Source organism: Negativicoccus succinicivorans, assembly GCF_014207605.1.
GTDB classification, from domain to species: domain Bacteria; phylum Bacillota; class Negativicutes; order Veillonellales; family Negativicoccaceae; genus Negativicoccus; species Negativicoccus succinicivorans.
In genome coordinates, this window is the sequence record NZ_JACHHI010000004.1 from 1 (window position 1) to 25,963 (window position 25,963).

Sequence of the window (25,963 nt, forward strand, 5' to 3'; positions counted from 1 at the left end):
ATGAAAATCGAACTGATCACGCCGATCGCGATCGAAGAAGGTTTGCGTTTCGCGATTCGTGAAGGCGGTCACACCGTCGGCGCGGGCGTTGTCAGCGCCATCGAAAAATAAGTTTACAAGAGCAGGCGAAAGAGCGGTTGAGGTAACCGCTCTCTTGCCGGCCCAGCTAAGAAGTAGGAGGTGGCCCGCCTGTGGCGGGGAAATTCCTATGGAGTTAGCCCATTCAGAGAAATGGACGCTAGGAGGAAACAGTTATGTCGAAAGAACAGAAAATCCGGATTCGCTTAAAAGCCTACGATCACAAAGCATTGGATCAGAGCGCTGCGAAAATTGTCGAAGCCGCTCACCGTACCGGTGCGATCGTTTCGGGCCCGATTCCGTTGCCGACGGAAAAAGCGATCTATACTATTTTGCGTTCGCCGCACGTTAATAAAGACAGCCGCGAACAATTCGAGATGCGCACTCATAAGCGCCTGATCGATATTTTGGAACCGTCGAGCAAAACGGCGGACGCGTTGATGCGGTTGGAATTGCCGGCCGGCGTCAATATTGAAATCAAATTATAAAAGGAGGTGCGAACATGTCGAAAGCTATTTTGGGAAAAAAGTTAGGAATGACGCAAGTCTTCACTGAAGCAGGACAGCTCGTTCCGGTGACCGTTGTCGAAGCGACACCGAGCGTTGTTGTACGCGTAAAGACCGATGAAACCGACGGCTACCAGGCGATTCAGCTGGGCTACGGCGACATCAAAGAAAAACATTTGACCAAACCGATGCAGGGGCAGTTTGACAAAGCGGGCGTTACCCCGGTCAAATATCTCCGTGAACTGCGCTTACAAGAAGCAGGCGATTACACGGTCGGCCAAACTCTGGCAGCGGATATATTCGCAGCGGGAGATCTGGTGGACGTGATTGGTACCAGCAAAGGCAAAGGCTTCGCTGGTGGCATCAAACGCCATAACTTTTCGCGTGGACCGGAATCTCACGGCTCCAAATCGCACCGCGAACCGGGTTCCATGGGAGCCATGACATCCGGTGGCGGCGGTATTGTATTAAAAGGCAAAAAACTCCCGGGACAAATGGGCGGTAATCAATCGACTGTGCAGCGTCTGGAAGTGGTTCGTGTGGACACCGACCGCAATATCTTATTGATCAAAGGCGGTATCCCCGGAGCCAAGGGAAGTTTAGTTATGGTTCGCAGCACGGTGAAACCGAACAAATAAGTCGGAAGGGAGGATATATAAATGCCGAAAGTAACACTCTATGAAATGACCGGCGCGAAAGCCGGCGAAATAGAATTGCAAGACAGCGTATTTGCTGTGGATTACAACGAAGCGGTAATCCATGCGGCGATTGTACGCCAGCAGGCGAACGAACGTTTAGGTACGCATGCGACAAAAACGCGCGGCATGGTTCGTGGCGGCGGTAAAAAACCGTGGCGTCAGAAAGGAACCGGCCGGGCACGTGTAGGTAGCATCCGTTCCCCGTTGTGGGTCGGCGGCGGTACTATTTTCGGACCGCAGCCGCGCAGCTATGTGAAAGCGATGCCGCGGAAACAAAGACGTTTAGCGATCAAATCCGCGTTGAGCTACAAAGTCGCCAACGATGACGTGTTTGTCGTCAATCAGATCGAATTAGCGCAGCCGAAAACGAAGGAAGTATTGAACTTGCTCAATAACTTTGAAATCGGCAACGATAAAGCGCTCATCATTACGGAAGGGGACGCCATTTTGGAACGTTGCGCACGCAACATTCAAGGCGTCAAGGCGATGCCTGTCACCGCACTCAATATCTATGATATCGTGCATTACACTAAACTCTTCATCACCGAGGGCGCTGTCAAACAGCTCGAGGAGGTGCTGGCATAATGAATGCACGCGATATTTTAATCAAACCGATTGTTACGGAAAAATCTACGGCATTAATGGCGGAAGGTAAATACACCTTCAAAGTGCCCCTCAATGCCAACAAATACCAGATTCGTGATGCAGTTGAAGAAATTTTCAATGTGAAAGTCGCCGCGGTAAGCACTATGCGAGTGGAAGGCAAGAAAAAACGCATGGGCCGTTTCGAAGGTAAGCGCAGCGATTGGAAAAAAGCAATCGTCACGCTTAAAGAGGGCGAAACGATCGAATTGTTCGAAGGCGTGTAAGCGTCTGATTTAAGGAGGCACTATAATGGCTTACAAATCATTCAAACCGTACACCCCCGGGCGTCGGTTTATGACCGTATCGGCCTTCGAAGGAGTCACCAAAGCAGAACCGGAAAAATCGCTTCTGGCGCCGGTGACCAGAAAAGGCGGCCGAAACAATACGGGAAAGATGACCGTTCGCCATCAGGGCGGCGGCCATAAACGTCGGTACCGTTTGATTGACTTCAAACGTACGAAAGATAATGTACCGGCAAAAGTTGCGGCGATCGAATACGATCCGAACCGCACCTGCTTCATTGCTCTGTTGAACTATGCGGACGGTGAAAAACGTTATATCTTGGCGCCGCAGGGCTTGAAAGTCGGCGACATGGTGGAAAGCGGTCCGGAATCCGATATCAAAGTGGGCAACGCATTGCCGCTGGTGAATATCCCGATCGGTACCCAGGTCCACAACATCGAACTGAAAATCGGCAAGGGCGGCCAGATGGTCCGCAGCGCCGGCGCCTCAGCGCAGCTGATGGCGAAAGAAGGCAAATACGCGTTACTGCGTCTGCCGAGCGGCGAAGTTCGCCGTGTCTTGGTAGACTGCCGTGCGACCGTCGGTGTCGTAGGCAATGCCGAACACGAAAACATTACTATCGGTAAAGCCGGTCGTAATCGTTGGTTGGGCAAACGCCCGGCGAACCGCGGCGTTGTTATGAACCCGAACGACCATCCGCATGGCGGTGGTGAAGGTAAGTCCCCGGTCGGACGTAAACGTCCGGTTACTCCGTGGGGTAAACCGGCTTACGGCGTGAAGACGCGTAATAAGAAAAAAGCATCCAGTCGGATGATCGTCAATCGACGCAAGTAATGGAAGGAAGGGGAAACAAGAGTGTCCAGATCAATAAAAAAAGGACCGTTTGTTGCGGATCACTTGGAAAAGAAGATCGCTGCAATGAACGCTTCGGATGAGAAAAAAGTAGTCAAAACTTGGTCCCGGGCTTCGACCATCTTGCCGGACTTTGTCGGTCACACGATCGCTGTCCATGACGGCCGTAAACACGTGCCGGTCTATATTACGGAAGATATGGTCGGCCATAAGCTCGGTGAATTTGCACCGACCCGTTTGTTCCGCGGTCACAACAAGAGCGACAAAGCGACGGAATTGCAATAAGGAGGAGAAAATGGAAGTAAGAGCATTTACTAACAACATCCGCATTTCGCCTCGTAAAGTACGCATTGTCGTTGACCTGATTCGCGGTAAAAACTGCGGTGAAGCATTGGCAATTCTTGCGCACACGCCGAAACGCGCCTCGAAAGTGGTTGAAAAGACTCTGCGCAGCGCGATGGCAAATGCAGAAAATAATCATGATTTAAATGTAGATAAACTGTATGTATCGACAGCCTTTGTCGATGCCGGTCCGACTCTGAAACGGATTCACCCGCGCAGCCGGGGACAGGCATTCAGCATTTTCAAACGCACGAGTCAATTGACCGTGAAAGTATCCGAAAGAGAATAAAGGAGGGAAATGGTGTGGGTCAGAAAGTAAATCCCCATGGAATGCGTGTTGGCATCATCAAAGATTGGGATACCAAATGGTATGCAGAAAAAGATTATGCAAAGCTTTTGATTGAAGATACGAAGATTCGTCGCTTCCTGAAGAAACATCTCTTCATCGCGGGCATCTCGCGTATTGAAATCGAACGCACGTTAAAGCGCATTAAATTAACGATCTATGCGGCAAAACCGGGCATGGTTATTGGTCGCGGCGGCGCCGGTATCGAAGACATCAAAAAAGCCATGTCTCGTTTCACGACGCAGGAAGTGGATGTCAATATTAAAGAAGTTAAGAGTGCGGAACTGGACGCAACCTTGGTTGCGGAAAATATCGCATCTCAGCTGGAACGCCGTATTGCGTTCCGCCGTGCTATGAAACAGGCAGTCGGCCGTACGATGCGGTTCGGCGCTAAAGGAATTAAGGTTCTTTTGGGCGGTCGTTTGGGCGGCGCAGAAATTGCCCGTTCGGAAGGCTACCATGAAGGATCGATTCCGCTGCACACATTGCGCGCCAACATCGACTACGGTGTGGCAACGGCACAGACCACCTATGGTGCGATCGGTGTCAAAGTATGGATTTATAAAGGCGAAATTATGCCGGGCGAAATGGTCAATAAAGACGAAAATGTACGCGAAAACCGTGGCGGTAAAGAACGTCGCACAGGCGATCGCCGTAACAACCGTCGAGGCCATCGCGGCGGCCGCAACGAACGCGGCGAACGTCGTGACAACGATCGGCAACCGAACAACGCAGAAAGGAGCGAAGCCTAATGCTAATCCCGAAGCGTGTAAAATATCGTAAACAATTTCGCGGTCGTATGAAAGGCAGAGCGCACCGCGGTAATAAAGTATCCCACGGCGAATTTGGTTTAGTTGCCTTGGAACCGGCTTGGATTACCAACCGGCAAATCGAAGCAGCTCGTATTGCCATGACGCGCTACATCAAACGTGGCGGCCAAGTGTGGATCAAAATTTTCCCGGATAAGCCGGTTTCCAAGAAACCTGCCGAAACTCGTATGGGTAAAGGTAAAGGCGCTCCGGAATATTGGGTTTCTGTTGTCCGCCCGGGCCGTGTGATGTTTGAAATGGCAGGCGTCACACCGGAAATCGCTAAAGAAGCGATGCGATTGGCCTCGCATAAACTTCCGATCAAAACGAAGTTTGTCGTCAAGGGCGAAGAAGAAGTGGCAGGTGACAACTAATGAAGGTACAAGAAATTCGGAATTTGTCCGCCGAGGAAATGAACGAAAAAATCGCCGGTCTGAAGGAAGAATTATTCAACCTCCGTTTTCAGCATGCGACCGGCCAGTTGGAAAATCCGATGCGTTTGCGTGAAGTGAAGAAAACCATTGCCCGGATTAAAACCGTGCAGCGGGAAGCAGAATTGAAAGCGTAAGCGTAAATCGTAAAGGAGGAACCGTGGTGGAAGAAAGAAACGTACGCAAATCACGTGTCGGCAAAGTCGTCAGTGACAAAATGGACAAAACCGTTGTTGTTGCTGTAGATCGTAAAGTGCCGCACAAAAAATACAATAAGCCGCTCACATCGACGAAGCGGTATAAAGCGCACGACGAAAACAACGAATGCAAAGTCGGTGATACCGTGCGCATCGTCGAAACGCGCCCGATTTCGAAAGATAAATGCTGGCGTGTAACGAAGATTATTGCCCGTGCCGAATAATTCGGTAGAAAGAGGAGGAACACGATGATACAGCAAGAAACTCGCTTAAACGTGGCTGATAACACGGGCGCCAAAGACATCTTGTGCATCAAGGTACTGGGAGGATCATTCCGGCGCTACGCGAATATCGGTGATGTAATCGTTGCTTCGGTAAAAGATGCATCACCCGGTGGCGTTGTCAAGAAAGGTGAAGTGGTTAAGGCCGTAGTCGTTCGTACGAAGAAAGGTTTACGTCGCAACGATGGCTCCTACATTCGCTTTGACGAAAATGCAGCCGTTATTATTAAAGATGATAAGAGCCCGCGTGGGACTCGTATTTTTGGACCGGTAGCTCGTGAGCTTCGTGATAAGAACTTCATGAAGATTATTTCGCTCGCACCGGAAGTACTGTAAGGAGGTGCGGATATGAGCAAACGTAAACTGCAAGTCAAAACCGGTGATACCGTCATGATCATTGCCGGCAAAGACAAAGGCAAAACGGGTAAAATCATTGCCGCACAGCCGGCCAAAGATCGCGTCATTGTGGAAGGTCTGAACCAAGTCAAACGGCACACCAAGCCGAACCAGGCCAATCCGCAAGGAGGCATTATCACGAAAGAAGCACCGATTCATGTCTCCAACGTCATGGTCATCGATCCGAAGACCAAAGAACCGAGCCGCATTAAAAAAGTACAGCAAAAAGACGGCAGCTACGTTCGTGCGACCGTTAAAAGCGACTCGATTATCGACAACGTAAAATAATACGAAAGGAGGACGAATTCGGTGTCTCGTTTAAAAGATTTCTACAATTCCCAGATCAAAAATGATCTGCGTGAAAAATTCAACTATAAAAACGTAATGGAAATTCCGAAATTGGAAAAAATCGTCATCAACATCGGTGTCGGTGAAGCCGTTGCGAACTCCAAAGCATTGGATGCCGCGGTGAACGACCTGACGGCGATCGCCGGTCAGAAACCGATCATTACGCGTGCGAAAAAATCCATTGCGAACTTCAAAATTCGTGAAAACATGCCGATCGGCTGCAAAGTTACGCTGCGCGGCGAAAAAATGTACGAATTCCTGGATAAATTGATCAATATTGCGATTCCTCGCGTCCGCGACTTTCGTGGCGTGCGCGCGACCAGCTTTGACGGTCGCGGCAACTACAGTTTGGGCATTAAGGAACAATTGATTTTCCCGGAAATCGACTACGATAAAATTGACCAAGTACGCGGCATGGACATCATTATGGTGACCAGCGCGAAGACTGACGAAGAAGCGCGTGAACTTTTGCGTGCCTTCGGTATGCCGTTTAAAAAATAAGACAAAGGAGGAAGTATAATGGCGAAAAAGTCCATGATTGAACGTGAAAAGAAACGCCGTAAAATGGTGGAAAAATACGCGGCAAAACGCGCCGAGCTGAAAGCGAAAGGCGACTATGCAGCGTTGAGCAAACTCCCCAAGGATGCTTCCCCGACACGCTTGCACAATCGGTGCCTTCTGACCGGACGTCCGCATGGTTACATGCGTAAGTTCGGCGTGAGTCGAATCGTTTTCCGCGATTTGGCATATGAAGGTGAAATCCCTGGCGTGAAAAAAGCCAGCTGGTAACGATTGTCCGTGGGAGGAGGTAAACTAATATGGGAATGACCGATCCGATTGCGGATATGTTAACGCGCATTCGCAACGCCAACTCGGCGCTGCACGCGAAAGTGGATATGCCCGCTTCGAAAAAGAAAGCTGCTATACTGGACATTCTGGCCCAAGAAGGCTACATCCACGGATATGAAACTGTGGAAGAAGAAGGCCATCCGGTATTGCGCGTCACATTGAAATATGGCGCGAATAAAGAAAAAGTAATCACGGGTCTCAAACGTATTTCGAAACCCGGCTTGAAAGTGTATGCAAAGAAGGACGAATTACCCCGCGTTCTCGGTGGTTTGGGAATTGCAGTAATTTCGACGTCCAAAGGCGTAATGAGCGATCGTAAAGCCCGTCAGGCTGGTCTTGGCGGCGAAGTTATCGCTTACGTCTGGTAAGTGAGGAGGTAACGCATGTCACGTATTGGGAATCAACCGATTGCCATTCCGAACGGAGTGGACATCACCTTGGACGGACATACCCTCACTGTCAAAGGACCGAAGGGTACATTGTCCCACAAACTGCCGCAGTCAATGCAGGTGGAAGTCACCGCAGACGAAGTGAAAGTTACGCGTCCGTCGGATGACAAAGAACATAAATCGTTGCACGGTCTGACCCGTTCGCTGATCAACAACATGGTGATCGGTGTTACGAAAGGCTACTCGAAGACGCTTGAAATCGTTGGCGTCGGCTATCGTGCCGCGATGAAAGGTAAAAACTTGAACTTGACACTCGGTTTTTCGCACCCTGTCATCATGGAACCGCCGGCGGGGATCGAATTTGAAACCCCGGAACCGACGAAAATCATCGTCAAAGGTGCGGATAAAGAAGTCGTCGGCCAAGTCGCTGCAGAAATTCGCGACTGGCGTAAACCGGAGCCGTATAAAGGCAAAGGTGTTCGCTACGAAGGTGAACACGTACGTCGTAAAGCCGGCAAGACCGGTGCGAAATAGTTCGGAAGGGAGTGGACAAGTTGCGTAACAATTTACGAAATAAAGCACGTCAACGCCGTCATGCTCGTTTGCGTCGGCATATTGCCGGCACGGCCGAACGTCCTCGCTTGAATGTCTATCGCAGCCTTGCTAACATTTACGCGCAGATTATTGACGATACCAAAGGTACTACTTTGGTAGCGGCAAGTTCTCTGGATGCGGAAGTGAAAGAAGCTCATGCCTACGGCGGGAACGTCGAAGCGGCGAAAGCGGTTGGTGAACTGATCGCCAAACGCGCGCAGGAAAAAGGCGTGAAAGAAGTAGTCTTTGACCGCGGCGGCCAGATTTATCACGGTCGTATTGCGGCGTTAGCAGAAGGTGCCCGTGAGGGCGGCTTGACATTCTAAGCAAAGGAGGAAACGGTAGATGGCAAGATTTGAAAAGAAAGAATCGGATCTGCAAGAGAAGGTCGTCTTTATCAATCGCGTAGCGAAAGTTGTTAAAGGCGGTACCCGTTTTTCCTTCAGCGCTCTCGTCGTTGTAGGCGACGGTAAAGGTAACGTTGGCGCGGGCATGGGAAAAGCAAAAGAAGTTCCCGAAGCGATCCGCAAAGGCGTAGCAGATGCGAAGAAAAACATGGTTGCAGTTCACTTGAAAAACGGTACGATCCCGTATGCCGTCACAGGCATTTGCGGTGCGGGCCGCGTTTTCTTGAAACCGGCCGCAGAAGGTACCGGCGTTATCGCCGGCGGTCCTGTGCGTGTGGTCTTGGAACTCGCCGGGGTACGAAATATTTTAACGAAATCGATTGGTTCGGCAAACCCGATGAACATGGTCAAAGCGACTATCAACGGTTTGCTGGATCTCAAACGCGCGGAAGATATTGCGGCGTTGCGCGGCAAATCCGTCGAAGAATTGTATAACTAAGGAGGCGGATGATGGCTAAGAAAGTTCAGATTCAATTGAAGAAAAGTCTGATCGGTTCGAACCAGACGCAGCGACAGACGGTCAAAGCACTGGGATTGAAGAAGACGAATTCCGTCGTCACCCAGGAATTGACCCCGCAAATTGAAGGCATGATTCACCGAGTACGTCACTTGGTGGAAGTTACAGACGCAGAATAAGGAGGTGCAAACATGAAACTTCATGAACTGAGCCCCAACGAGGGTTCTCGCAAAGCACGTCGCCGTGTTGGTCGCGGTCTCGGAAGCGGCATGGGCAAAACCTCCACGCGTGGTACGAAAGGTCTTTACTCGCGTTCGGGCGGCGGTGTTCGTCCGGGCTTTGAAGGCGGCCAGATGCCGTTGTATCGTCGGTTGCCGAAGCGCGGTTTTACGAATATTCACGCTAAAAACTATGCAGAAGTGAATATCAGCCAACTCAATCGGTTTGAAGCGGGCGACGTTGTCGATCCGGTCAGCTTGATTGAAAAAGGCATCCTGAAGAATGTACGCGATGGAGTACGTATCCTCGGTAACGGCGAACTGGACAAAGCGGTTACTGTCAAAGCGCACGGTTTTACAAAGACGGCGCAGGAAAAAATCGAAGCAGCCGGCGGTAAAGTCGAGGTGCTCTAATGCTCGAAAAACTTTCGAACATATTTCAGATTTCCGAATTACGGAACCGACTGATTTATACGTTCGTTATGTTTATGGTGTTCCGCGCCGGGATTCATATTCCGGTACCGGGCGTTGACGCCTCGGTGATCGAACATCTTTTTTCGAGCGGCAGCCTGTTCGGTTTTTTGGATTTATTTGCCGGCGGTGCCTTGAGTAAGTTTTCCATTTTCGCGATGAGTATTACCCCGTACATCAACGCATCGATTATCATGCAGTTGTTGACGGCGGTTGTACCTGTTTTTGAAGAGTGGAAAAAAGACGGCCAGGACGGCTTTAAAAAAATTCAGAAAGTAACCCGTTACGGTACTGTAGTCTTGGCTTTGATCCAAGCCTTCGGTATGGCCTACGGTTTACGCGCCAATCAAGCATTGGTCGATAATAGCTATTTAGCGGTATTGATGATTACACTGACACTGACCGCGGGAACCTGTTTCCTGATGTGGGTTGGTGAACAGATTACGGAAAAAGGTGTCGGCAACGGCATTTCGTTAATCATCTTTGCCGGTATCGTGGCACGGATGCCGGCCGGCATCCAGGTCATTATGGAATACTTACGGACCGGTACCATCAACTTTTTCCAAGCCGGTTTGTTCGCTTTAATCGCGATTGTGATGATCGTGATTGTTGTCGCGGTAACGCAGGGTGCGCGTCGCATTCCCGTTCAGTATTCCAAACGAGTTGTCGGTCGTAAAATGTATGGCGGACACTCTTCACACTTGCCTTTGAAAGTCAATCAGGCCGGTGTTATTCCCATCATTTTCGCATCGTCGATTTTGATGTTGCCGATCACCCTGGCACAATTCATCAATGTCCCGTGGGTCAAAGAGATGGCGAATCTCTTTACTTGGGGAACGGTATTAAATACCGTACTGTATGCGATTTTGATTATTTTCTTTACCTACTTCTACACGGCGATCTCTGTCAATATTACGGATATTGCCGATAATATGAAAAAGTACGGTGGCTTTGTTCCCGGCATCCGTCCGGGTAAACCGACCGCTGATTACTTGGATCGCGTATTGACGCGGATCACACTCGCCGGCGCATTTTTCCTGGCGTTTGTGGCAGTACTTCCCAACATTTTGGGAAACATCACCGGCATTCAAGGTGTATACTTTGGTGGGACGGCTCTCTTGATCGTGGTAGGTGTCGCCCTGGATACAATGAAACAAATTGAATCGATGATGATTACGCGTCATTATGAAGGTTTCATGAAGTAAGGAGATGGGAACGATGTACATTTTGTTAATGGGACCGCCCGGCGCCGGTAAAGGTACGCAAGCGGAACGACTCATCGAAAAGTATGGGATTCCTCAAATTTCGACGGGCGATATGTTCCGCGCGGCCGTAAAAAACGGTACGCCGCTCGGTTTGGAAGCAAAAAAACATATGGATAACGGTACGCTGGTACCCGATGAAGTGACGATCGGCATTGTTCGCGAGCGCTTGGCGCAACCGGATGCGCGTGACGGCTTCATCTTGGACGGTTTCCCGCGTACGACGGCACAGGCGGTAGCGTTGGATGCGATTCTGCGTGAACTTAATATCACGCTGGACGGCATTATCAATATTGCGGTTCCGAATGAAGAATTGGTCCGCCGCACCAGCGGTCGGCTGATTTGCCGCACATGTGGTGCGACGTATCATAAAGCGTTTAATCCGCCGCAAAAAGCCGGTGTCTGCGATAAAGACGGTGGCGAGTTGTACCAACGTGACGACGATCAGGAAGCGGTCGTCAAAGAACGTTTAGCCGTCTACGGACAACAGACCAAGCCCTTGATCGATTACTACAAAAACAACGGACATTATGTAGAAATTGACGGGCTGCAGGATATGGAAGACGTCTTCAAAGACATCGTTACCGCTTTGGAAAAGAAGGACGGACAATGATCATTCTGCGATCCGCCCGCGAGATCGAGCGCATTGCCGCTGCCGGCAAAATCGCCGCGCAGACATTGCAACTGCTCGCCAGTAAAGCGGTTCCCGGTATTTCTACCTGGGAACTGGATCAAATAGCGGAAGAATACATTGTTCAGCAAGGAGCCATTCCTGAATGCAAAGGGTATTACGGATTTCCGGGCTCGGTTTGTATTTCGGTGAATGAAGGCGTAGTGCATGGCATCCCCTCCAAACGAGTGATTCTCAAAGAGGGAGATATCGTCAGTCTGGATTTGGTGGTTACCAAAGACGGATTTATGGGCGATACTGCGATGACAGTGCCGGTTGGCGAGATCAGTCCGAAAACGCAACAGCTTTTGGACGTCACGCAGGGGGCGCTCGCAGCAGGCATCGCCGCTGCCGTAGTCGGCAACCATGTCGGTGATATCGGTCACGCGGTCTCGGCGTTTGTCGAGCCGTACCATTACGGCGTAGTTAAAGAATACGTCGGACACGGTATCGGCACCGAAATGCATGCGGAACCGGAAGTACCGAATTACGGCACTCCGCACACCGGCGATCGGCTGGAGGCGGGGATGATTCTTTGTATCGAGCCGATGATCAATCTCGGCACCGCACAGGTGCGCACTTTAAAAGACGGCTGGACTGTCGTAACCAAGGATCGCAAACCGTCCGCTCACTTTGAGCATACGATTGCGATTACCGACGACGGCCCCCGCATTTTGACGGAGCGCTCATGACCGAAACCAGACCGCTCTCTCCCGGCACTATCGTTGAGGCGACTGCCGGACGCGAACGGGGACAATGGTTCGTGGTACTGCGTTGTCATGATGCCTCGTATGTGGAGCTTGCCGACGGACGCAAACGTCCGGTTGCACAGCCCAAAACAAAGAATCGTCGACATGTGCGCATACGCGTCGCCGCCGATTCGGATGCGGCCTATCGCCGCACGCATCCTCATTCGCCGTGGCGGGATGAAGAAATCCGCGCCGCGATTACCCAAGCAAAAGCTGCACTGCAAAAAGGAGGCTTTGATGAGCAAGGAAGATGTCATTGAAGTAGAGGGTAAAGTCGTTGAAGCGTTACCGAACGCCATGTTCAAAGTGAAGCTTGAAAACAGCCACATTGTTCTGGCGCATGTATCCGGTAAAATGCGGATGAATTTTATCCGTATCCTTCCGGGTGACCGAGTCACTTTGGAATTGACTCCGTACGATTTAAATCGGGGCCGGATCACCTATCGCTTCAAGTAAGACCCTGTTAAAGGAGGTTCAACATGAAAGTCAGACCGTCCGTAAAAAAGGTTTGCGATAAATGCAAAATTATTAAACGCAAAGGCCGTGTCATGGTCATTTGCGAAAACCCGAAACATAAACAACGTCAAGGATAAGAATAGGAGGTGGAGAGTAGATGGCACGTATAGCCGGTGTAGACTTACCCCGTGATAAGCGCGTTGAGATTGGCTTAACCTATATTTATGGTATCGGCCTCACTCTTTCCAAAAAGGTATTGGAAAAGACCGGTGTAAATCCGGATACGCGGGTCCGCGACCTCACTGAAGATGAAGTTGCGAAACTGCGTGAAGCTTTGGACGAATATAAAGTAGAAGGCGATCTGCGTCGTGAAGAATCGCTTAATATTAAACGTTTAGTGGAAATCAATTCGTATCGTGGTCGCCGTCACCGTGCAGGATTGCCGGTCAACGGTCAACGCACGAAAACGAATGCCCGTACACGCAAAGGTCCGAAGAAGACCATTGCCGGTAAAAAGAAATAAGAAGTAAAGGAGGGGACTTAAGTTGGCTAAAGCAAGAACCAAACGTAAAGAAAAGAAACACGTAGAGTCGGGGGCTGCACACATCCGCTCGACCTTCAATAACACGATCGTAACGATTACCGATACGAACGGCAACACCCTTTCCTGGGCTTCTGCCGGCGGATTAGGTTTCCGCGGATCTCGTAAAAGCACTCCCTTTGCTGCGCAAATGGCCGCTGAACAGGCAGCTAAAGCAGCGATGGAACAAGGCTTGCGGGAAGTAGAAGTATATGTAAAGGGTCCGGGATCCGGCCGTGAAGCCGCGATCCGTGCGCTGCAAGCAGCGGGCCTTGATGTCAACATGATTAAGGACGTAACACCGATTCCCCATAACGGTTGCCGCCCCCCGAAACGCAGACGTGTCTGAGCGTCTCTTTTGGGTGGTGTCAGTTGTATAGGAGGAGGTTTACCGCATGATAGAAGAGAAGAATTTTGACATCGAAACAGTCGAACTGTCGGCTGACGAACGGTACGGTAAATTTGTTTGTGAACCGCTGGATCGCGGTTACGGCATTACCTTGGGTAACAGCTTGCGGCGCGTTTTGCTGTCCTCATTGGACGGCGTCGCCATTACCTCCATTAAAATCGATGGCGTATTGCACGAATTCTCCACCATCCCCGGTGTCCGGGAAGACGTGACCGATATCATCCTGAACCTCAAAAAAGTGTGCTTTAAAGCACACAGCGAAGCGGAATTTCCGTTAGAAGTCCGGGTCGATATAGAAAAAGAAGGCCAATTCACGGCCGGCGACATCGTCGTTCCGTCGGAATTGGAAATCTTGAACAGCGATCTGCACATTGCCACACTCGACAACGATGCTCATGTGGTAATGACGCTTACCATTGATCGCGGTCACGGCTATGTGCCGGCGACGAAGAACAAGAGAGAAGATGACGCGATCGGCGTCATCCCGATCGATTCGATTTTCTCGCCGATTTTACGGGCGAACTACAAAGTAGAAGATACCCGCGTCGGCAACGAACTCGACTACGATAAAATGACATTGGAACTGACCACTGACGGCTCGATTGGAGCCAAGGACGCCGTAGCGAAAGCAGCGACCATCCTGGTCATGTACCTGCGTCATTTCCAAAATATCGCGACCGACCGTGACCTCATCGCTGTCAGCACGAACTTCGACAACGAAGAGGAAACGGCGACGGAACCGGAAATTGATTTCGAATCGATCCGTATTGAAGAATTGGAACTTTCCGTTCGGGCCTTCAACTGCCTGAAACGCGCCAATATCAATACGCTTGCGGACTTGCTCAAAAAGACCGAAGATGACTTAACGAAAGTACGCAACTTGGGTAAAAAATCGATTGAAGAAATCAAAGAACGCCTGACCGAATATGACGGTCACGGTTTGACCTTGAAACAAAAGGACGAATAGAGGAGGAAAAAAATGGCCTACAGCAAGTTGGGACGCAATACCGCAGCACGTAAAGCGTTGTTGCGCAACATGGTGACCTCCCTGCTCCAGCATGAACGCATTGAAACGACGGAAACGAAAGCAAAAGAACTGCGGCGCGTAGCGGATCAGATGATTACGCTCGGCAAACGTGGTGATTTACATGCCCGTCGTCAAGCTTTAGCTTTCATCATGGATGAAGGGATTGTATCCAAACTGTTCGGCGAAATTGCTGAAAAGTACGCTGACCGTGAAGGCGGTTACACACGCGTGCTGAAAATCAGCCCCCGTAAAGGGGACGCCGCTCCGATGGCAATCATCGAGTTGGTATAATGAAAAAAAGATCGTGCGCCTGCACGATCTTTTTTTATTACCGCCTTACGTTGTATTCGGCATACCGAAACGCGCGCCGTAAGCAAATTACTTTGTCAGAATTCGGTACAGAGAAAATAAAAAAATCTTGGCGCTGCGGCGGCGTTATGGTATACTATTTTAGTAATGCGCCTATAGCTCAGGGGATAGAGCACCGGTCTCCGGAACCGGGTGCGCAGGTTCGATTCCTGCTAGGCGCACCAGCATAATAAAGGCCTCTCGAAAATTCGAGAAGCCTTTTTTTATGTTTGAGCCCAATTTGAGCCTAATTTATTTCAAATTCTTTGAAAAACACTATATATTATTCCCCCTTTTCTTTTCCAAACGTCCGATATATCTCAAACCATTCAAAATACCATATTCTATTTTTTCTAATATCACTAAATTCACCTAATTATAGGACGTTTTCAAATTTTTAGTCCCGTCCCAGCCCCAGTACCGGAGAAATATTGTTTTAATATAATATCTCTTTTTGTCTTCTAAGCTCTTAAAAGTAAAAGAACAGGTAAAGAGTCAAGACAAGGATAAAAAGTCCATATTAGGGCAAATAGAAAGCTTTAAGACGGATGATAAAGCTAAGTCAAATAAGAAAGATCATAGCAAAGGTATAGAAAGATAAATATCGGCAGTCTCGGACTGTCTTTATTTTTTTGTTAATTTTTTATCAAATTTATACACACCTATACAAATATATATAAACTCATAAAAGATAAAGGCGTATAAAAAAATTTATCTTAATTACAGCAATCGCATTTTAAATTGAGATGTTCGCAAGCTAGATTACGGACTTCACTAGGAAGTTTTCCCTTATATCTTTTGTAATAAATGGAAAATTTGCTATGAGATGTGTATCCGACAGATTCAGCTATTTCCTTTATAGGAAGTTTGGTATTTAAGAGAAGAGTCTCAGCCATATTCATTCTTTTTCTTTGGGTGTATTCTGTAATGCCTTGACCATATTTTTCTTTGAACAAGTTTTTTAATTTAGTCCCGCTCATCTTAGAAATTTTTTCAAGGGTTTCCTGATTTACATTCATGGTGAAATGATCGTCTAAGAATCTTGCTACATCTTCAAGTGCTTTATCATCATCAATTTCAATTTTATATTTTTTTCTATTTAAGTAGGTATCTATTACTATACTTATCCATTCATTTGCTTTGGCTTTTAAGAAAAAATCAGCGGCAGGAGCGTCCATCTTACAATTTAATATTTCCATTGCTACTTTTTCTAAAGACTTTGTAAGTATAATTTGATTCGTTTGAAGTAAGGTCGAATAAAAAGATTCTGGATCAATATTAATGGATGATAGGTGCTTTTCCAAAAGTTCTCTTTTAAAGCCTATAGAAACAGAAAGATAATATGAATTCTCGTGTAATAAAAACAGGAAGTCATCTCTTATATTATCAAAATCAAGAGTGCATAAAGAGTTTGCAGTCAAAGTTTGATAAGGACTAAATTTCTCGCCATTTGCGCTGACGATGTAGCTTGAATAGATTGAAACATAGTCTGACATACTATAAGTACTATTTTGAATAACTTCTTCTCTGATATAAAAATCGTGGACATCAATAATGAAGCCATCTCCTTCATAAAACCAATAAAGCCCTTCTGCATGAGTTGAATTATTTTTGCTCCAACAAAATGTATGTCCGGCACTTGAATATTTTCTATTGTTTTTACATTCATCTACCTTCATATAATCTTTTACAAAATCATAATAAGTCATAACACACTATCCCCTTTAGACAATATTCCAATTAGCCCTAAATTCGACAAGCCATTGTATTAGTAATCATACCCGATGTACAATAAAAAGGCAATGATAATTACTATCAACAAAGCAAATTTATATCTAAACGGGATATCAAAGAAAAGGGAGATAATATTATGAAGATTTATAAAAAGCTATTTGCTTATGTACAAGACAAAAAATATCTTGGATTTTTCGCTATAATTTTTTCTGTTATATCTGCAGTAATTACAGTATATGGATACTATTTAATTTACAGATTTTTAGACAATTTAATTATCCATACAGATTTATCCGGAGCAGAAAATTTAGCAATAAAATCTGCTCTTATATTAACAGCAGGAGCAATATTTTATTTTGCTTCAGGAGCTTTTTCCCATTTATTGGGATTTAGGCTTGAAACAAATTTAAGAAAAAGAGGAATTGATGGTTTAGAGAACGCAAGCTTTAGGTTCTTTGATTTAAATCCATCCGGTCAAATAAGAAAGATCATTGATGACAATGCCGCACAAACTCATCAGGTTGTAGCTCACATGATTCCTGATAGCTCTCAGGCAATAATTACACCCGTGCTTGTGCTTGTACTTGGCTTTATAGTAAGTATAAGAGTTGGCATCACTTTACTTGCTCTTACAATAATTGGTTGCTTAATTTTAGGGGCAATGATGGGCGAGCAAAAATTTATGAAGATATACCAGGAAGCTCTATCTAAACTAAGTGCCGAGACCGTTGAATACGTTAGAGGAATGCAAGTTGTAAAAATATTTAGAGCAAATGTAGAGTCATTTAAAAGCTTTTATAAGGCGATAAAAGATTATTCAAAGTATGCTTACGATTATTCACTGTCTTGTAAAAAGCCTTATGTTTTGTATCAATGGTTATTCTTTGGATTAATTGCAATTTTAATTATACCTATAGTTTATTTTATGACTAGCTTAGGCAGCGCCAAGATGATATTACTTGAGCTTATCATGATTTTATTTTTATCAGGAGTTCTCTTTGTTTCATTTATGAGAATGATGTGGTACTCCTTGTACATCTCTCAAGGCAATTATGCAGTAGATACTTTAGAGGCTCTATACAAGGATATGCAAAAAGACAAATTGGAGCACGGCAATCTTAAAAATTTCAAAAACTATAATATAGAGTTTGATAATGTTAGCTTTGCTTATAATGATAAAGCTGTCATTGAAAATTTATCCTTTAAATTAGAAGAAGGGAAGTCCTATGCACTTGTCGGTTCCTCCGGATCAGGCAAATCAACAGTAGCAAAACTTATATCAGGTTTTTACAATGTTAATGAAGGAAGCATAAAGATAGGCGGCATACCAATATCTGAATATTCTGACGAAGCCTTAATTAAAGCTATCTCATTTGTTTTCCAAGATTCGAAACTGTTTAAGAAGAGCATTTATGACAATGTAGCTTTGGCCAATAAAGATGCAACAAGAGATGATGTTATGAAAGCCTTAAAATTAGCAGGATGCGATTTGATATTGGACAAATTCTCGGATAGAGAAAATACAATCATAGGCTCAAAAGGAGTTTATTTATCCGGGGGAGAAAAACAAAGAATTGCAATTGCAAGAGCAATTTTGAAGGATTCCAAAATTATTATTATGGATGAAGCATCAGCATCGATTGACCCGGATAACGAGTTTGAATTGCAAAAAGCTTTCAAGAACCTTATGAAGGATAAAACAGTTATCATGATTGCTCATAGACTTTCTACAATTAAAGATGTAGATGAAATTCTTGTAATGGGTAATGGAAAAATTATAGAAAGAGGTTCTGACAAAGAATTAATGTCAAGAGATACAAGGTATAAGAGACTGCAAGAGCTCTTTAACAGTGCGAATGAATGGAGAGTTTTAAATGAAGGAGTTTTATAAAAAAAGATTTGCTCTTACAGATAAAGGAGCGAAGAATTTAACTAAAGCAACACTGTCCTCATTTTTGGTTTATTGTATAACCATGCTTCCTGCCATATTACTAATGATTTTTGCGCAAGAAGTTTTGGAGAATATTGACAAAAGCAAGGGATTTTATCTAGCATTCTCGGTTTTGACTTTGATAGCAATGTATATTTTGCTTTCTATCGAATACGATAAATTATATAGCACAACATATCAAGAAAGTGCAGATTTAAGGGTAAGAACAGCAGAGAATTTATCAAAACTACCTCTATCATACTTTTCTAAGCATGATATTTCCGATCTCTCACAAACAATTATGGCTGATATTGAAGGTATAGAGCATGCAATGAGCCATGCAATACCAAAAGTGGGCGGCATGGCACTTTTCTTCCCACTAATATCCATCATGATGCTAGTAGGCAATGTCAAGATGGGTTTAGCTGTAATTATTCCAACGATTCTAAGTTTTATATTTATACCCTTATCTAAAAAACATTCAGTTAAGGGAGAGAAAAGATATTATGACGCCTTAAGAGAAAACTCTGAAAGTTTTCAAGAAAATATCGAAATGCAAATGGAGATTAAAGCCTATGGCTTGTCAGAGGAAATGAAAGAAAAGCTGTATGAAAAAATGGATAAAAGTGAAAAAGTCCACTTAAAGACAGAAATAGGACTTATTTTAACTATGTCTATATCTTCAATATTTAGCTTTATTTCCCTTGCTGTCGTAATACTTGTTGGGGTAAATCTAATTATTAATAAAGAGATAAGTCCTCTCTACCTTATAGGATATTTACTAGCGGCTATGAAGATAAAAGACTCTCTAGATGCATCTAAAGAGGGCATGATGGAGATATTTTATTTAACGCCAAAGATTGAAAGACTTAAAGAAATTCAAAATCAAGAATTACAAGAGGGCGAAGACTATAATTTGAAAAAATTTGATATTGATCTAAAAGATGTTGAATTTTCTTACAATAAAGACGCAAAAGTTTTAAATGGAATAAATTTTAAAGCTAAGCAAGGAGAGGTAACTGCTTTGGTGGGAGCAAGTGGATGCGGTAAAACAACTATCTTGAAACTCATATCAAGACTTTATGATTATGACGATGGACAAATCTTAATTGATGGCAAAGATATAAAAGAAATATCAACAGAATCTCTTTTTGATAAGGTCTCAATAGTTTTCCAAGATGTGGTTCTTTTTAATCAAAGCGTCATGGAAAATATTAGGATTGGAAAGCAAGATGCAAGTGACGAAGAAGTTATAAAAGCAGCAGAGCTTGCCAATTGCACAGATTTTATAGAAAAAATGGATAAGGGTTTTGATACAGTTATCGGTGAAAACGGTGCTGAGCTATCAGGCGGAGAAAGACAAAGGTTATCTATAGCCAGAGCCTTCTTAAAAGATGCACCGATATTGATATTAGACGAAATTACAGCAAGCCTTGATGTTGACAACGAGAAAAAAATTCAAGAGTCATTAAGTAATTTAATTAAAGATAAGACAGTTGTCATTATTTCACACAGAATGAAGTCCATAGAAAATGCAGACAAGATAGTAGTTCTTGAAAACGGAAGAGTAGAAAGCCAAGGTGACCATGAAGAGCTTTTACAAAAATCAAAGGTTTACAAGAATTTAATAGTAAAGACAAAAATGGCAGAAGAATTTATTTATTAGGAGGACAGAAGCAAAGACTTGCAATAGCATCTGTTATGTATAGGGACTCTCCATTTGTCTATTTCGAAGAACCTGAAAGTGGTATAGATTATTCCAATATGATAAAAAATAAAGGCAGTCTTTGGACTGCCTTTATTTTTTATTTAGTTTAACGCAGTAAATCATATAATTGAAAGGAATCTGTGTTATGTTAGATGCTATAATTATAATGATAATAAATATCATTTAATATAAAAAGGAGTTAGACTTATGACCTTAAACAAATGTATCTTAATAGGTCTCTTGGGTTCATTCTTGATGTTTTTGGGAGACATGATTTTATATTATGATCCAAATGATTACGATGGCAAAGATACTATAAATAGCATTATTGGCATAATGAAAAATGTTAGCACAAAAAGATTATACCTTGGTGGTCTTTTAGGTCCAATATCTGCCTTTATATATAGTATTGGTTTTTTTCATATTGTTTTATCATGTCAAGAAAATTATTTAAGTCTTGCGTGCTTTGTATTTTTAATAAATATTTTTGGCATGATACTGGGAGGCTCTTATCATATTCAATGTGCCTACTTAGGCCTTTTATCAAGATACGAAAACAAGGGAGCCTTTGATGAATTTTTAAAATTTTTAAAATTTCAAGCAAAAATGGTTTTTGGAACTATGGCTATAGCAAACATAGGAACAACATTGATAATTTTATTTGGATTCACAGTATTTCCAATATGGCAAGCTCTATTTACACCTATATTTCTTTTGACTCTCACTCCTCTTGCCGGGAGATTGCCAAAGGGATTGCACATGATTATTCGCGGTGGTTGGTTTAACTTAATATATTTTATTTACTACCTAAGCTTATTGATAAACTATACTAATGTGAATTTATAAGCTTATAAGGCAAAAGATTAAAATTATTATTTACAGGAGAAATTTTTATGAAACAATCAAATTTTATTGATAACAAGACAAAAGCTGACTACAAAAACTGGGTTCCTAAAAGATTGTTGAAGGCTAAGATTGCTGAAAGTATTGTATGTCTTATTTTATTCATCTTATTTGGTGCAAGTGACCTCATTCTTCAAGGAAGGCAAAGGACTATCTGGGGAATTATTTTGGGACTTGCAGCCTTGATACTTTTATTCTTTTCAATCATGCTTTCTCATATGTATCGAACTTTTGATTACAAGGGTAAGAGAAAACTCGCCAAAACTATTATAGAAGGTGTCGCAGAGTATGTTGAGATACCGGATGGTGGAGTTGGACTTGATGTAGGATGTGGCAGCGGTGCACTTACCATAGCATGTGCAAAAAGAAATCCAAAAGCGACCATGGTGGGTTGTGACGTATGGAGCGGGGGATATAAGGGTGAATTTTCAAAGAAGCTCTGCCAGGACAATGCGAGGGCTGAGGGAGTAACAAATGTGAGCTTTGAAAATGGCAATGCGGTCAAGCTTCCATTTGAAGATGAGAGCTTCGATGTAGTGACTAGCAACTATGTTTATCACAATATAATTGGACATAATAAACAGAAGCTTCTATTAGAAACTTTTCGCGTACTTAAAAAAGGCGGCGTTTTTGTTATACATGACTTGATAAAGAAATCAAATTATGGAAACATAGAAAAATTTATCGAAAAATTGAAAGCTGAAGGATACGAAGATATAAAACTAATTGACACGACCAATGGAATGTTTGTCGGACATAGAGAAGCTATGTTTTTATGCCTTGCAGGTTCAACTTTGCTCATTGGGAGAAAATAAAAATCTATATAATTACCGTAAAAAACTCTAGAAAATTAATAGAAGAAGCAGATGATATAAGCAATGATAACCCGATGGCATACAATGAGATGTTCTCCCTTACCTTTCTTGCTCCATATATAGTAAGTAAGAAAAAATACTGGCGGAGGCCATCCAGAAAATGATCCGTAGCATTCTTTATTTTATTTCAGGCAATAGAGAATGAACCCAGTTACAAGGATTATCTATAGATGTTAAATTTTGGGAATTGAGATTAATTGAGTATCAATCGGAGGGGTGAAATGAGCGTTGCATATAACATTGCATCGACAATAGTAAGACTTGCCGGTGTCAAAAAAGTGTTTTTAAAGAACAAAGAAGAGATGCTTGAGTATGCAAAGGGAAAAAACTCAAAGACGGTATTTGATTTAGATAAGGCGAGGAAAAGAGCCGAGAGAAAAAATTACTATCTCATTGTAAGAGACGTTATGGGATACAGGCTTATATCCTATCAAAAGAATGAGGGTACTACAGACGGAGCGGTGCTATATCTCTTCGGTGGAGGAATGATTACACAACCGGACAAATTGGATTTTGCTTTGTCGGAAAGAATAATGGAACAAACCGGCAAAGATGTTTGGTTTTTATTCTATCCACTTTGCTCGGAAGATGTAAAGATAGATAAGACATACGAAGTTTCATTTGAAACCTATAGGCTGATGACAGAAAGTTATAAGGCGGAAAACATAAGTGTCCTGGGATTTTCATCAGGAGCTGCCCTGGCTCTTGGAATATTTTTGCACAACAATGCAATTGGAAGACCTGTTAAAATGCCCGGCAAAATAATTTCAGTATCACCGGGCGGCATACCCGATGTAAATCTAAAAGAAAATAAAGAGATTTGGGCAAGAGTAAATGCACTTAATCACAAAGACATAATAATTGAACCTACATATTTTAAAACGGCAAGGGAAATTACAAAAGGCGATAAAGATCTGCCTGAATATATGCTTGACGGAACTGTGGGAGATTTTACCGACTTTCCGAAAACATATTTTTATTACGGCGAAAATGAATGCCTCTATGCCTTTGCGGAGGAATTTAAAAAAGCAATGGAAAAATACAAAGCTCCATACGAAATCATTGTAGGTAAAGGAATGTGTCACTGCTATCCCTTGGCTAGATTTTTTAGGGAGGGCAGACAGGCCCAGGATGAAATTATTGAATTGTTAAAACAATAATTGAGAGGAAACATATAAACATACAGGGACGCACACTGCTCGGGCAACAAACAGATCTCATCGTAAAAGCCGTACACAAAAGTAGCGATTTACGGCAAGGACCGTTGACCAAAGCGCGGCAAAACGCTTATTTATGGCTCTTTGTGGTAAATTAGTAAGCTTAGAAAAAATAACAAAACCATGATTTAAAACTCCGGAACTGGGTGCGCAGGTTCGATTCCTGCTAGGCGCACCATAAAAATGAAAGTCTCGTGACCACGAGACTTTTTTTGTATGTCAAAACGGGCGACGAAGCAACTGTATGACATGCTTATTAGACGTGACACATGATCAGGGAGTAATATATAATTACATGATACATACGCAAACATGGGTGCTATGAAGTATTTAAAAGAACATATAAACGGATGAGTGATATTTATGAAATGCTTTAAGAATGTCTTGAGTATAGGGGGGCTATGGGCTAGAAAAGCGTGGACGAAATGTTATTGGTGTGTATTTTTATTGCTTGCAGTCATGTTTTTCTTTCACTTAGTGGGGGGATTTGTTTATGGAAGAATAGAAAAAGATCTGGTAGAACAGCGTGTTAATTATTTGGAGCAAACAGGGGCTGGATTGGCTAAGGAGATAGGAGGTCAAAATGTTACATTCGGTAATGTGAAATCGCTACCGGCAATAATTGTTAATGTATATTTTGATATTCCGAGCAATCAAATTCATTTGGCGGAGATTTGCAAAAAAGTGACGGATGATGGGTGGCGCATTTCTTTTTGTGATACAAAGGGTCAAAAAATGAAGTTTTATAATGATGTTTTTGTCGTTGATTTTTGTTATGAGGAAAAAAAGAAGAAAGGGATTATTGGGATAACATACAATGAAGTTTGGACAAAAATGATTTGGTTTCGTTATTGGGTTTAGTAAGTGTTGGGCATTGGTATAATACCAGCTATTATGTATGTATTTATTTATTATGAATACTTTGGGTCAATTTATGAATTAAGACGTTGGGGAAATATTTTATTATTGAGCGTCTGTTTTGAAGGTTATTATCTGTTGTTGGCTACATGGTTTGGCGGAATATTGGAGACGTATATAAAAAGGTTCTCTGAGAAAAGGATATAAAAAAGCAAAAATAAAGAACCGCAATAGACGTTGATCGAAACAATCGTTGAAACATATGTTATAAACCCGCATGTTGACGAAGATCATGCCGATGCGTATATAAAAAGATCTTAGATTGATTTCTAAGGTCTTTTTTATGCGCGCAAATTCCGCGGAAAAATATAAATCGGCATGCGAATGTATTTATTTTCCCCCAAAATCCCCCCCATATTGTATGATGGGATAAATAGCACTATCAAATAAGGATGTCGCCGGCGGCACAAACGCTACGGCTTTTGCGGATGGCGGTTTCCCCTTATGAAGTGAATAATATTTTGAAAGAAGATTATCGAAAATATCACGGAACCGGCTTGGTTTCGAGGATAGGAGAGTGATCGGTATGAGATTACTTACTCGCAGTGTAATTAAGCGGATATGCTTAGGCCTTATTGTCATACTCATGGGATTAGGCGTATGGAAATGTGTTCACATGTATCATGTAAAACAGTATAAATATAGTGGAACGATTATTTCTGCAAATTCTACTATTGAAGAAGGAGAAGACGAAGATTGTTCTACGTTTACATTTATGAATCCAAACGATTTTAGAGACTATGTGCGGATAACAACGAACGATAAAACTTTTGTATCGGCACCGTCATTAGGGAAAAACGGAACTTTATTTATAGCAACTAAAGACAGTGATAACAATTTGTACTTGACAAAGTATGATGCGGACTCGAAAAAAGACTCAATAAAAATAGGGAAAGCAGGTCGCGTCGGTTTATATAAAGCAGAAAGAGGACATTTAGTATGGCAAAAGTTAGAGGACAAGACCACACTTTTGCATTGGATAGATGAAAAAAAGCAAGTGCAAACATCAAGTGTTAAAGATGAAATATCGAAAAGATTATTTGCAGGGGATCATTTTATTGGTTGGGTAAACAAAAAAAATGATGTGTTCTACACTTCCGGAGAAAAAATCCATATAGACGGGTTTGATGTAGGAGCCCTGAATGAGTCGCAATTTTTAGTCCCACGAAAAGACGGCACCTATATTCTGGACAGAAAAGGACGAGTGGTTTCTAAATACAGTGATCATCCATATTGGGTATCGGCATCGGGAGAAGATATAAATATTCTTTGCATGTATCCGAGGGGCTCCGGAGGGTATCAAGAGTTTTTTGATGATGAATGGACAATAAAAGACTGGATTCGTACCGACTATCGACAATGTTATGTTCCGTTTCTGTATAATCGAAAGTTGGACGATGTGGTTAACTTACCTGAAAAAATTGAAGGAAGATGGCAGGCTTATTTTCGTTATCAAGATATTGAATACAACAGAGAGAATTTGGAAAAATTAAAAGAGTTAATCGAAAACGATACAATGTGGAATGAGTAAACCGATATCCACCGAAAGAGGAAACATAAACATACAGGGAAGCACCTTGCTTGGCCAGCGTTAAATGTGAATATGACGAGCAGTATAAT

Annotated in this window: 40 protein-coding genes and 1 tRNA gene; 40 read left to right on the forward strand and 1 reads right to left on the reverse strand. The window is 43.6% G+C overall.

The features are described 5' to 3' along the window. The 33 genes from HNR45_RS04665 to HNR45_RS04825 form a co-directional block, all read left to right on the forward strand. Positions 1-111: EF-Tu C-terminal domain-related protein (locus HNR45_RS04665; RefSeq protein ID WP_221417810.1), on the forward strand; the 111-nt coding region annotated here is incomplete at its 5' end. A gap of 143 nt (positions 112-254) precedes the next feature. Then, entirely contained in the window at positions 255-566 is a 312-nt protein-coding gene (gene rpsJ, locus HNR45_RS04670) for a 30S ribosomal protein S10 (protein ID WP_024048882.1), read from the forward strand. A 14-nt stretch (positions 567-580) separates the two neighbouring features. Next, complete coding sequence (gene rplC, locus HNR45_RS04675) at positions 581-1,222, forward strand: 50S ribosomal protein L3 (RefSeq protein WP_024048883.1); 642 nt, start codon at positions 581-583, stop codon at positions 1,220-1,222. Positions 1,223-1,243: 21 nt separating this feature from the next. After that, positions 1,244-1,867, forward strand: coding sequence for a 50S ribosomal protein L4 (gene rplD, locus HNR45_RS04680; protein WP_024048884.1), 624 nt, complete (start codon positions 1,244-1,246; stop codon positions 1,865-1,867). Continuing rightward, positions 1,867-2,151 (forward strand): 50S ribosomal protein L23, encoded by a 285-nt coding sequence (gene rplW / locus HNR45_RS04685; protein WP_034440242.1) that lies wholly within the window; start codon positions 1,867-1,869, stop codon positions 2,149-2,151. Before rplD ends, rplW begins: the two co-directional genes overlap by 1 nt. Before the next feature lie 25 nt (positions 2,152-2,176). Further along, entirely contained in the window at positions 2,177-3,004 is an 828-nt protein-coding gene (rplB, locus tag HNR45_RS04690) for a 50S ribosomal protein L2 (protein ID WP_024048886.1), read from the forward strand. Positions 3,005-3,025: 21 nt separating this feature from the next. Next, a complete protein-coding gene (rpsS, locus tag HNR45_RS04695) occupies positions 3,026-3,307 on the forward strand; it encodes a 30S ribosomal protein S19 (protein WP_034440247.1) in 282 nt (93 codons plus the stop codon). A gap of 10 nt (positions 3,308-3,317) precedes the next feature. Further along, the gene (rplV, locus tag HNR45_RS04700) at positions 3,318-3,653 is read left to right on the forward strand and encodes a 50S ribosomal protein L22 (protein ID WP_024048888.1); all 336 of its coding nucleotides are present in this window, start codon (positions 3,318-3,320) and stop codon (positions 3,651-3,653) included. 14 nt (positions 3,654-3,667) lie between these two features. Further along, complete coding sequence (gene rpsC, locus HNR45_RS04705) at positions 3,668-4,462, forward strand: 30S ribosomal protein S3 (RefSeq protein WP_024048889.1); 795 nt, start codon at positions 3,668-3,670, stop codon at positions 4,460-4,462. After that, on the forward strand, positions 4,462-4,893 hold the full coding sequence (gene rplP / locus HNR45_RS04710; RefSeq protein WP_024048890.1) for a 50S ribosomal protein L16: 432 nt from the start codon (positions 4,462-4,464) through the stop codon (positions 4,891-4,893). Before rpsC ends, rplP begins: the two co-directional genes overlap by 1 nt. Beyond that, positions 4,893-5,087, forward strand: coding sequence for a 50S ribosomal protein L29 (rpmC, locus tag HNR45_RS04715; protein WP_024048891.1), 195 nt, complete (start codon positions 4,893-4,895; stop codon positions 5,085-5,087). Before rplP ends, rpmC begins: the two co-directional genes overlap by 1 nt. 23 nt (positions 5,088-5,110) lie before the next feature. Next, positions 5,111-5,371 carry a 30S ribosomal protein S17 gene (gene rpsQ / locus HNR45_RS04720; RefSeq protein ID WP_024048892.1) on the forward strand — a complete coding sequence of 87 codons (261 nt, stop codon included), beginning with the start codon at positions 5,111-5,113 and terminating at the stop codon, positions 5,369-5,371. A 24-nt stretch (positions 5,372-5,395) separates the two neighbouring features. After that, on the forward strand, positions 5,396-5,764 hold the full coding sequence (gene rplN / locus HNR45_RS04725; RefSeq protein ID WP_024048893.1) for a 50S ribosomal protein L14: 369 nt from the start codon (positions 5,396-5,398) through the stop codon (positions 5,762-5,764). A gap of 12 nt (positions 5,765-5,776) precedes the next feature. After that, on the forward strand, positions 5,777-6,112 hold the full coding sequence (gene rplX / locus HNR45_RS04730; RefSeq protein WP_024048894.1) for a 50S ribosomal protein L24: 336 nt from the start codon (positions 5,777-5,779) through the stop codon (positions 6,110-6,112). Positions 6,113-6,133: 21 nt separating this feature from the next. Further along, entirely contained in the window at positions 6,134-6,673 is a 540-nt protein-coding gene (rplE, locus tag HNR45_RS04735; RefSeq protein ID WP_024048895.1) for a 50S ribosomal protein L5, read from the forward strand. Positions 6,674-6,691: 18 nt separating this feature from the next. Then, positions 6,692-6,961 carry a 30S ribosomal protein S14 gene (gene rpsN, locus HNR45_RS04740; RefSeq protein ID WP_024048896.1) on the forward strand — a complete coding sequence of 90 codons (270 nt, stop codon included), beginning with the start codon at positions 6,692-6,694 and terminating at the stop codon, positions 6,959-6,961. A gap of 29 nt (positions 6,962-6,990) precedes the next feature. Beyond that, positions 6,991-7,389, forward strand: coding sequence for a 30S ribosomal protein S8 (rpsH, locus tag HNR45_RS04745; protein WP_024048897.1), 399 nt, complete (start codon positions 6,991-6,993; stop codon positions 7,387-7,389). Positions 7,390-7,404: 15 nt separating this feature from the next. Continuing rightward, entirely contained in the window at positions 7,405-7,944 is a 540-nt protein-coding gene (gene rplF / locus HNR45_RS04750) for a 50S ribosomal protein L6 (RefSeq protein ID WP_024048898.1), read from the forward strand. Between the two features lie 11 nt (positions 7,945-7,955). Then, entirely contained in the window at positions 7,956-8,330 is a 375-nt protein-coding gene (gene rplR / locus HNR45_RS04755; RefSeq protein ID WP_200841487.1) for a 50S ribosomal protein L18, read from the forward strand. A gap of 19 nt (positions 8,331-8,349) precedes the next feature. Then, on the forward strand, positions 8,350-8,850 hold the full coding sequence (rpsE, locus tag HNR45_RS04760; protein WP_024048900.1) for a 30S ribosomal protein S5: 501 nt from the start codon (positions 8,350-8,352) through the stop codon (positions 8,848-8,850). A gap of 11 nt (positions 8,851-8,861) precedes the next feature. Next, a complete protein-coding gene (rpmD, locus tag HNR45_RS04765) occupies positions 8,862-9,047 on the forward strand; it encodes a 50S ribosomal protein L30 (protein ID WP_024048901.1) in 186 nt (61 codons plus the stop codon). 12 nt (positions 9,048-9,059) lie between these two features. Beyond that, the gene (gene rplO / locus HNR45_RS04770) at positions 9,060-9,500 is read left to right on the forward strand and encodes a 50S ribosomal protein L15 (protein WP_024048902.1); all 441 of its coding nucleotides are present in this window, start codon (positions 9,060-9,062) and stop codon (positions 9,498-9,500) included. Further along, complete coding sequence (gene secY, locus HNR45_RS04775; RefSeq protein WP_024048903.1) at positions 9,500-10,762, forward strand: preprotein translocase subunit SecY; 1,263 nt, start codon at positions 9,500-9,502, stop codon at positions 10,760-10,762. Before rplO ends, secY begins: the two co-directional genes overlap by 1 nt. A 13-nt stretch (positions 10,763-10,775) precedes the next feature. After that, positions 10,776-11,432: an adenylate kinase gene (locus HNR45_RS04780; protein ID WP_024048904.1), complete on the forward strand. Its 657-nt coding sequence runs from the start codon at positions 10,776-10,778 to the stop codon at positions 11,430-11,432. Beyond that, positions 11,429-12,181, forward strand: coding sequence for a type I methionyl aminopeptidase (gene map / locus HNR45_RS04785; RefSeq protein ID WP_024048905.1), 753 nt, complete (start codon positions 11,429-11,431; stop codon positions 12,179-12,181). Before HNR45_RS04780 ends, map begins: the two co-directional genes overlap by 4 nt. Then, positions 12,178-12,498 carry a KOW domain-containing RNA-binding protein gene (locus HNR45_RS04790; protein WP_034440250.1) on the forward strand — a complete coding sequence of 107 codons (321 nt, stop codon included), beginning with the start codon at positions 12,178-12,180 and terminating at the stop codon, positions 12,496-12,498. Before map ends, HNR45_RS04790 begins: the two co-directional genes overlap by 4 nt. After that, on the forward strand, positions 12,476-12,694 hold the full coding sequence (gene infA / locus HNR45_RS04795; protein ID WP_024048907.1) for a translation initiation factor IF-1: 219 nt from the start codon (positions 12,476-12,478) through the stop codon (positions 12,692-12,694). The genes HNR45_RS04790 and infA overlap by 23 nt, the downstream gene beginning before the upstream one ends. A gap of 23 nt (positions 12,695-12,717) precedes the next feature. Further along, on the forward strand, positions 12,718-12,831 hold the full coding sequence (rpmJ, locus tag HNR45_RS04800; protein WP_024048908.1) for a 50S ribosomal protein L36: 114 nt from the start codon (positions 12,718-12,720) through the stop codon (positions 12,829-12,831). Between the two features lie 20 nt (positions 12,832-12,851). Then, the gene (gene rpsM / locus HNR45_RS04805) at positions 12,852-13,217 is read left to right on the forward strand and encodes a 30S ribosomal protein S13 (RefSeq protein ID WP_024048909.1); all 366 of its coding nucleotides are present in this window, start codon (positions 12,852-12,854) and stop codon (positions 13,215-13,217) included. Positions 13,218-13,239: 22 nt separating this feature from the next. Then, the gene (gene rpsK / locus HNR45_RS04810) at positions 13,240-13,623 is read left to right on the forward strand and encodes a 30S ribosomal protein S11 (protein ID WP_024048910.1); all 384 of its coding nucleotides are present in this window, start codon (positions 13,240-13,242) and stop codon (positions 13,621-13,623) included. A 46-nt stretch (positions 13,624-13,669) separates the two neighbouring features. Further along, positions 13,670-14,650 carry a DNA-directed RNA polymerase subunit alpha gene (locus HNR45_RS04815; RefSeq protein ID WP_024048911.1) on the forward strand — a complete coding sequence of 327 codons (981 nt, stop codon included), beginning with the start codon at positions 13,670-13,672 and terminating at the stop codon, positions 14,648-14,650. 12 nt (positions 14,651-14,662) lie between these two features. Then, positions 14,663-15,001 carry a 50S ribosomal protein L17 gene (gene rplQ / locus HNR45_RS04820; RefSeq protein ID WP_159822384.1) on the forward strand — a complete coding sequence of 113 codons (339 nt, stop codon included), beginning with the start codon at positions 14,663-14,665 and terminating at the stop codon, positions 14,999-15,001. 167 nt (positions 15,002-15,168) lie between these two features. After that, positions 15,169-15,243, forward strand: a tRNA-Arg gene (locus HNR45_RS04825). 531 nt (positions 15,244-15,774) lie between these two features. Here HNR45_RS04825 and HNR45_RS04830 read toward each other — a convergent pair. After that, on the reverse strand, positions 15,775-16,767 hold the full coding sequence (locus HNR45_RS04830) for a helix-turn-helix domain-containing protein (RefSeq protein WP_159822382.1): 993 nt from the start codon (positions 16,765-16,767) through the stop codon (positions 15,775-15,777). 161 nt (positions 16,768-16,928) lie between these two features. Here HNR45_RS04830 and HNR45_RS04835 point away from each other — a divergent pair, with 161 nt between their 5' ends. The 7 genes from HNR45_RS04835 (at position 16,929) to HNR45_RS04865 (ending at position 25,874) form a co-directional block, all read left to right on the forward strand. Further along, the gene (locus tag HNR45_RS04835) at positions 16,929-18,683 is read left to right on the forward strand and encodes an ABC transporter ATP-binding protein (RefSeq protein ID WP_159822380.1); all 1,755 of its coding nucleotides are present in this window, start codon (positions 16,929-16,931) and stop codon (positions 18,681-18,683) included. Further along, the gene (locus HNR45_RS04840; RefSeq protein WP_159822378.1) at positions 18,667-20,388 is read left to right on the forward strand and encodes an ABC transporter ATP-binding protein; all 1,722 of its coding nucleotides are present in this window, start codon (positions 18,667-18,669) and stop codon (positions 20,386-20,388) included. Before HNR45_RS04835 ends, HNR45_RS04840 begins: the two co-directional genes overlap by 17 nt. A gap of 249 nt (positions 20,389-20,637) precedes the next feature. After that, the gene (locus tag HNR45_RS04845; protein ID WP_159822376.1) at positions 20,638-21,276 is read left to right on the forward strand and encodes a DUF6796 family protein; all 639 of its coding nucleotides are present in this window, start codon (positions 20,638-20,640) and stop codon (positions 21,274-21,276) included. A gap of 47 nt (positions 21,277-21,323) precedes the next feature. Further along, the gene (locus tag HNR45_RS04850; RefSeq protein ID WP_159822374.1) at positions 21,324-22,148 is read left to right on the forward strand and encodes a class I SAM-dependent methyltransferase; all 825 of its coding nucleotides are present in this window, start codon (positions 21,324-21,326) and stop codon (positions 22,146-22,148) included. A gap of 281 nt (positions 22,149-22,429) precedes the next feature. Continuing rightward, the gene (locus HNR45_RS04855; RefSeq protein ID WP_159822372.1) at positions 22,430-23,368 is read left to right on the forward strand and encodes an alpha/beta hydrolase; all 939 of its coding nucleotides are present in this window, start codon (positions 22,430-22,432) and stop codon (positions 23,366-23,368) included. A 420-nt stretch (positions 23,369-23,788) separates the two neighbouring features. Continuing rightward, positions 23,789-24,286 (forward strand): hypothetical protein, encoded by a 498-nt coding sequence (locus HNR45_RS04860; RefSeq protein WP_159822370.1) that lies wholly within the window; start codon positions 23,789-23,791, stop codon positions 24,284-24,286. 583 nt (positions 24,287-24,869) lie between these two features. Continuing rightward, the gene (locus HNR45_RS04865; RefSeq protein ID WP_159822367.1) at positions 24,870-25,874 is read left to right on the forward strand and encodes a hypothetical protein; all 1,005 of its coding nucleotides are present in this window, start codon (positions 24,870-24,872) and stop codon (positions 25,872-25,874) included. Positions 25,875-25,963: the final 89 nt, after the last annotated feature.

Excerpts from the sequence above, each read along its gene's own strand:
- rpsJ (WP_024048882.1), top strand. The coding sequence starts at position 255 with ATGTCGAAAGAACAGAAAATCCGGATTCGCTTAAAAGCCTACGATCAC.
- rplC (WP_024048883.1), top strand. The coding sequence starts at position 581 with ATGTCGAAAGCTATTTTGGGAAAAAAGTTAGGAATGACGCAAGTCTTC.
- rplD (WP_024048884.1), top strand. The coding sequence starts at position 1,244 with ATGCCGAAAGTAACACTCTATGAAATGACCGGCGCGAAAGCCGGCGAA.
- rplW (WP_034440242.1), top strand. The coding sequence starts at position 1,867 with ATGAATGCACGCGATATTTTAATCAAACCGATTGTTACGGAAAAATCT.
- rplB (WP_024048886.1), top strand. The coding sequence starts at position 2,177 with ATGGCTTACAAATCATTCAAACCGTACACCCCCGGGCGTCGGTTTATG.
- rplV (WP_024048888.1), top strand. The coding sequence starts at position 3,318 with ATGGAAGTAAGAGCATTTACTAACAACATCCGCATTTCGCCTCGTAAA.
- rplP (WP_024048890.1), top strand. The coding sequence starts at position 4,462 with ATGCTAATCCCGAAGCGTGTAAAATATCGTAAACAATTTCGCGGTCGT.
- rpmC (WP_024048891.1), top strand. The coding sequence starts at position 4,893 with ATGAAGGTACAAGAAATTCGGAATTTGTCCGCCGAGGAAATGAACGAA.
- rplN (WP_024048893.1), top strand. The coding sequence starts at position 5,396 with ATGATACAGCAAGAAACTCGCTTAAACGTGGCTGATAACACGGGCGCC.
- rplX (WP_024048894.1), top strand. The coding sequence starts at position 5,777 with ATGAGCAAACGTAAACTGCAAGTCAAAACCGGTGATACCGTCATGATC.
- rpsN (WP_024048896.1), top strand. The coding sequence starts at position 6,692 with ATGGCGAAAAAGTCCATGATTGAACGTGAAAAGAAACGCCGTAAAATG.
- rpsH (WP_024048897.1), top strand. The coding sequence starts at position 6,991 with ATGGGAATGACCGATCCGATTGCGGATATGTTAACGCGCATTCGCAAC.
- rplF (WP_024048898.1), top strand. The coding sequence starts at position 7,405 with ATGTCACGTATTGGGAATCAACCGATTGCCATTCCGAACGGAGTGGAC.
- rpsE (WP_024048900.1), top strand. The coding sequence starts at position 8,350 with ATGGCAAGATTTGAAAAGAAAGAATCGGATCTGCAAGAGAAGGTCGTC.
- rpmD (WP_024048901.1), top strand. The coding sequence starts at position 8,862 with ATGGCTAAGAAAGTTCAGATTCAATTGAAGAAAAGTCTGATCGGTTCG.
- rplO (WP_024048902.1), top strand. The coding sequence starts at position 9,060 with ATGAAACTTCATGAACTGAGCCCCAACGAGGGTTCTCGCAAAGCACGT.
- secY (WP_024048903.1), top strand. The coding sequence starts at position 9,500 with ATGCTCGAAAAACTTTCGAACATATTTCAGATTTCCGAATTACGGAAC.
- HNR45_RS04780 (WP_024048904.1), top strand. The coding sequence starts at position 10,776 with ATGTACATTTTGTTAATGGGACCGCCCGGCGCCGGTAAAGGTACGCAA.
- map (WP_024048905.1), top strand. The coding sequence starts at position 11,429 with ATGATCATTCTGCGATCCGCCCGCGAGATCGAGCGCATTGCCGCTGCC.
- HNR45_RS04790 (WP_034440250.1), top strand. The coding sequence starts at position 12,178 with ATGACCGAAACCAGACCGCTCTCTCCCGGCACTATCGTTGAGGCGACT.
- infA (WP_024048907.1), top strand. The coding sequence starts at position 12,476 with ATGAGCAAGGAAGATGTCATTGAAGTAGAGGGTAAAGTCGTTGAAGCG.
- rpmJ (WP_024048908.1), top strand. The coding sequence starts at position 12,718 with ATGAAAGTCAGACCGTCCGTAAAAAAGGTTTGCGATAAATGCAAAATT.
- rpsM (WP_024048909.1), top strand. The coding sequence starts at position 12,852 with ATGGCACGTATAGCCGGTGTAGACTTACCCCGTGATAAGCGCGTTGAG.
- HNR45_RS04815 (WP_024048911.1), top strand. The coding sequence starts at position 13,670 with ATGATAGAAGAGAAGAATTTTGACATCGAAACAGTCGAACTGTCGGCT.
- rplQ (WP_159822384.1), top strand. The coding sequence starts at position 14,663 with ATGGCCTACAGCAAGTTGGGACGCAATACCGCAGCACGTAAAGCGTTG.
- HNR45_RS04830 (WP_159822382.1), bottom strand. The coding sequence starts at position 16,767 with ATGACTTATTATGATTTTGTAAAAGATTATATGAAGGTAGATGAATGT.
- HNR45_RS04835 (WP_159822380.1), top strand. The coding sequence starts at position 16,929 with ATGAAGATTTATAAAAAGCTATTTGCTTATGTACAAGACAAAAAATAT.
- HNR45_RS04840 (WP_159822378.1), top strand. The coding sequence starts at position 18,667 with ATGAAGGAGTTTTATAAAAAAAGATTTGCTCTTACAGATAAAGGAGCG.
- HNR45_RS04845 (WP_159822376.1), top strand. The coding sequence starts at position 20,638 with ATGACCTTAAACAAATGTATCTTAATAGGTCTCTTGGGTTCATTCTTG.
- HNR45_RS04850 (WP_159822374.1), top strand. The coding sequence starts at position 21,324 with ATGAAACAATCAAATTTTATTGATAACAAGACAAAAGCTGACTACAAA.
- HNR45_RS04855 (WP_159822372.1), top strand. The coding sequence starts at position 22,430 with ATGAGCGTTGCATATAACATTGCATCGACAATAGTAAGACTTGCCGGT.
- HNR45_RS04860 (WP_159822370.1), top strand. The coding sequence starts at position 23,789 with ATGAAATGCTTTAAGAATGTCTTGAGTATAGGGGGGCTATGGGCTAGA.
- HNR45_RS04865 (WP_159822367.1), top strand. The coding sequence starts at position 24,870 with ATGAGATTACTTACTCGCAGTGTAATTAAGCGGATATGCTTAGGCCTT.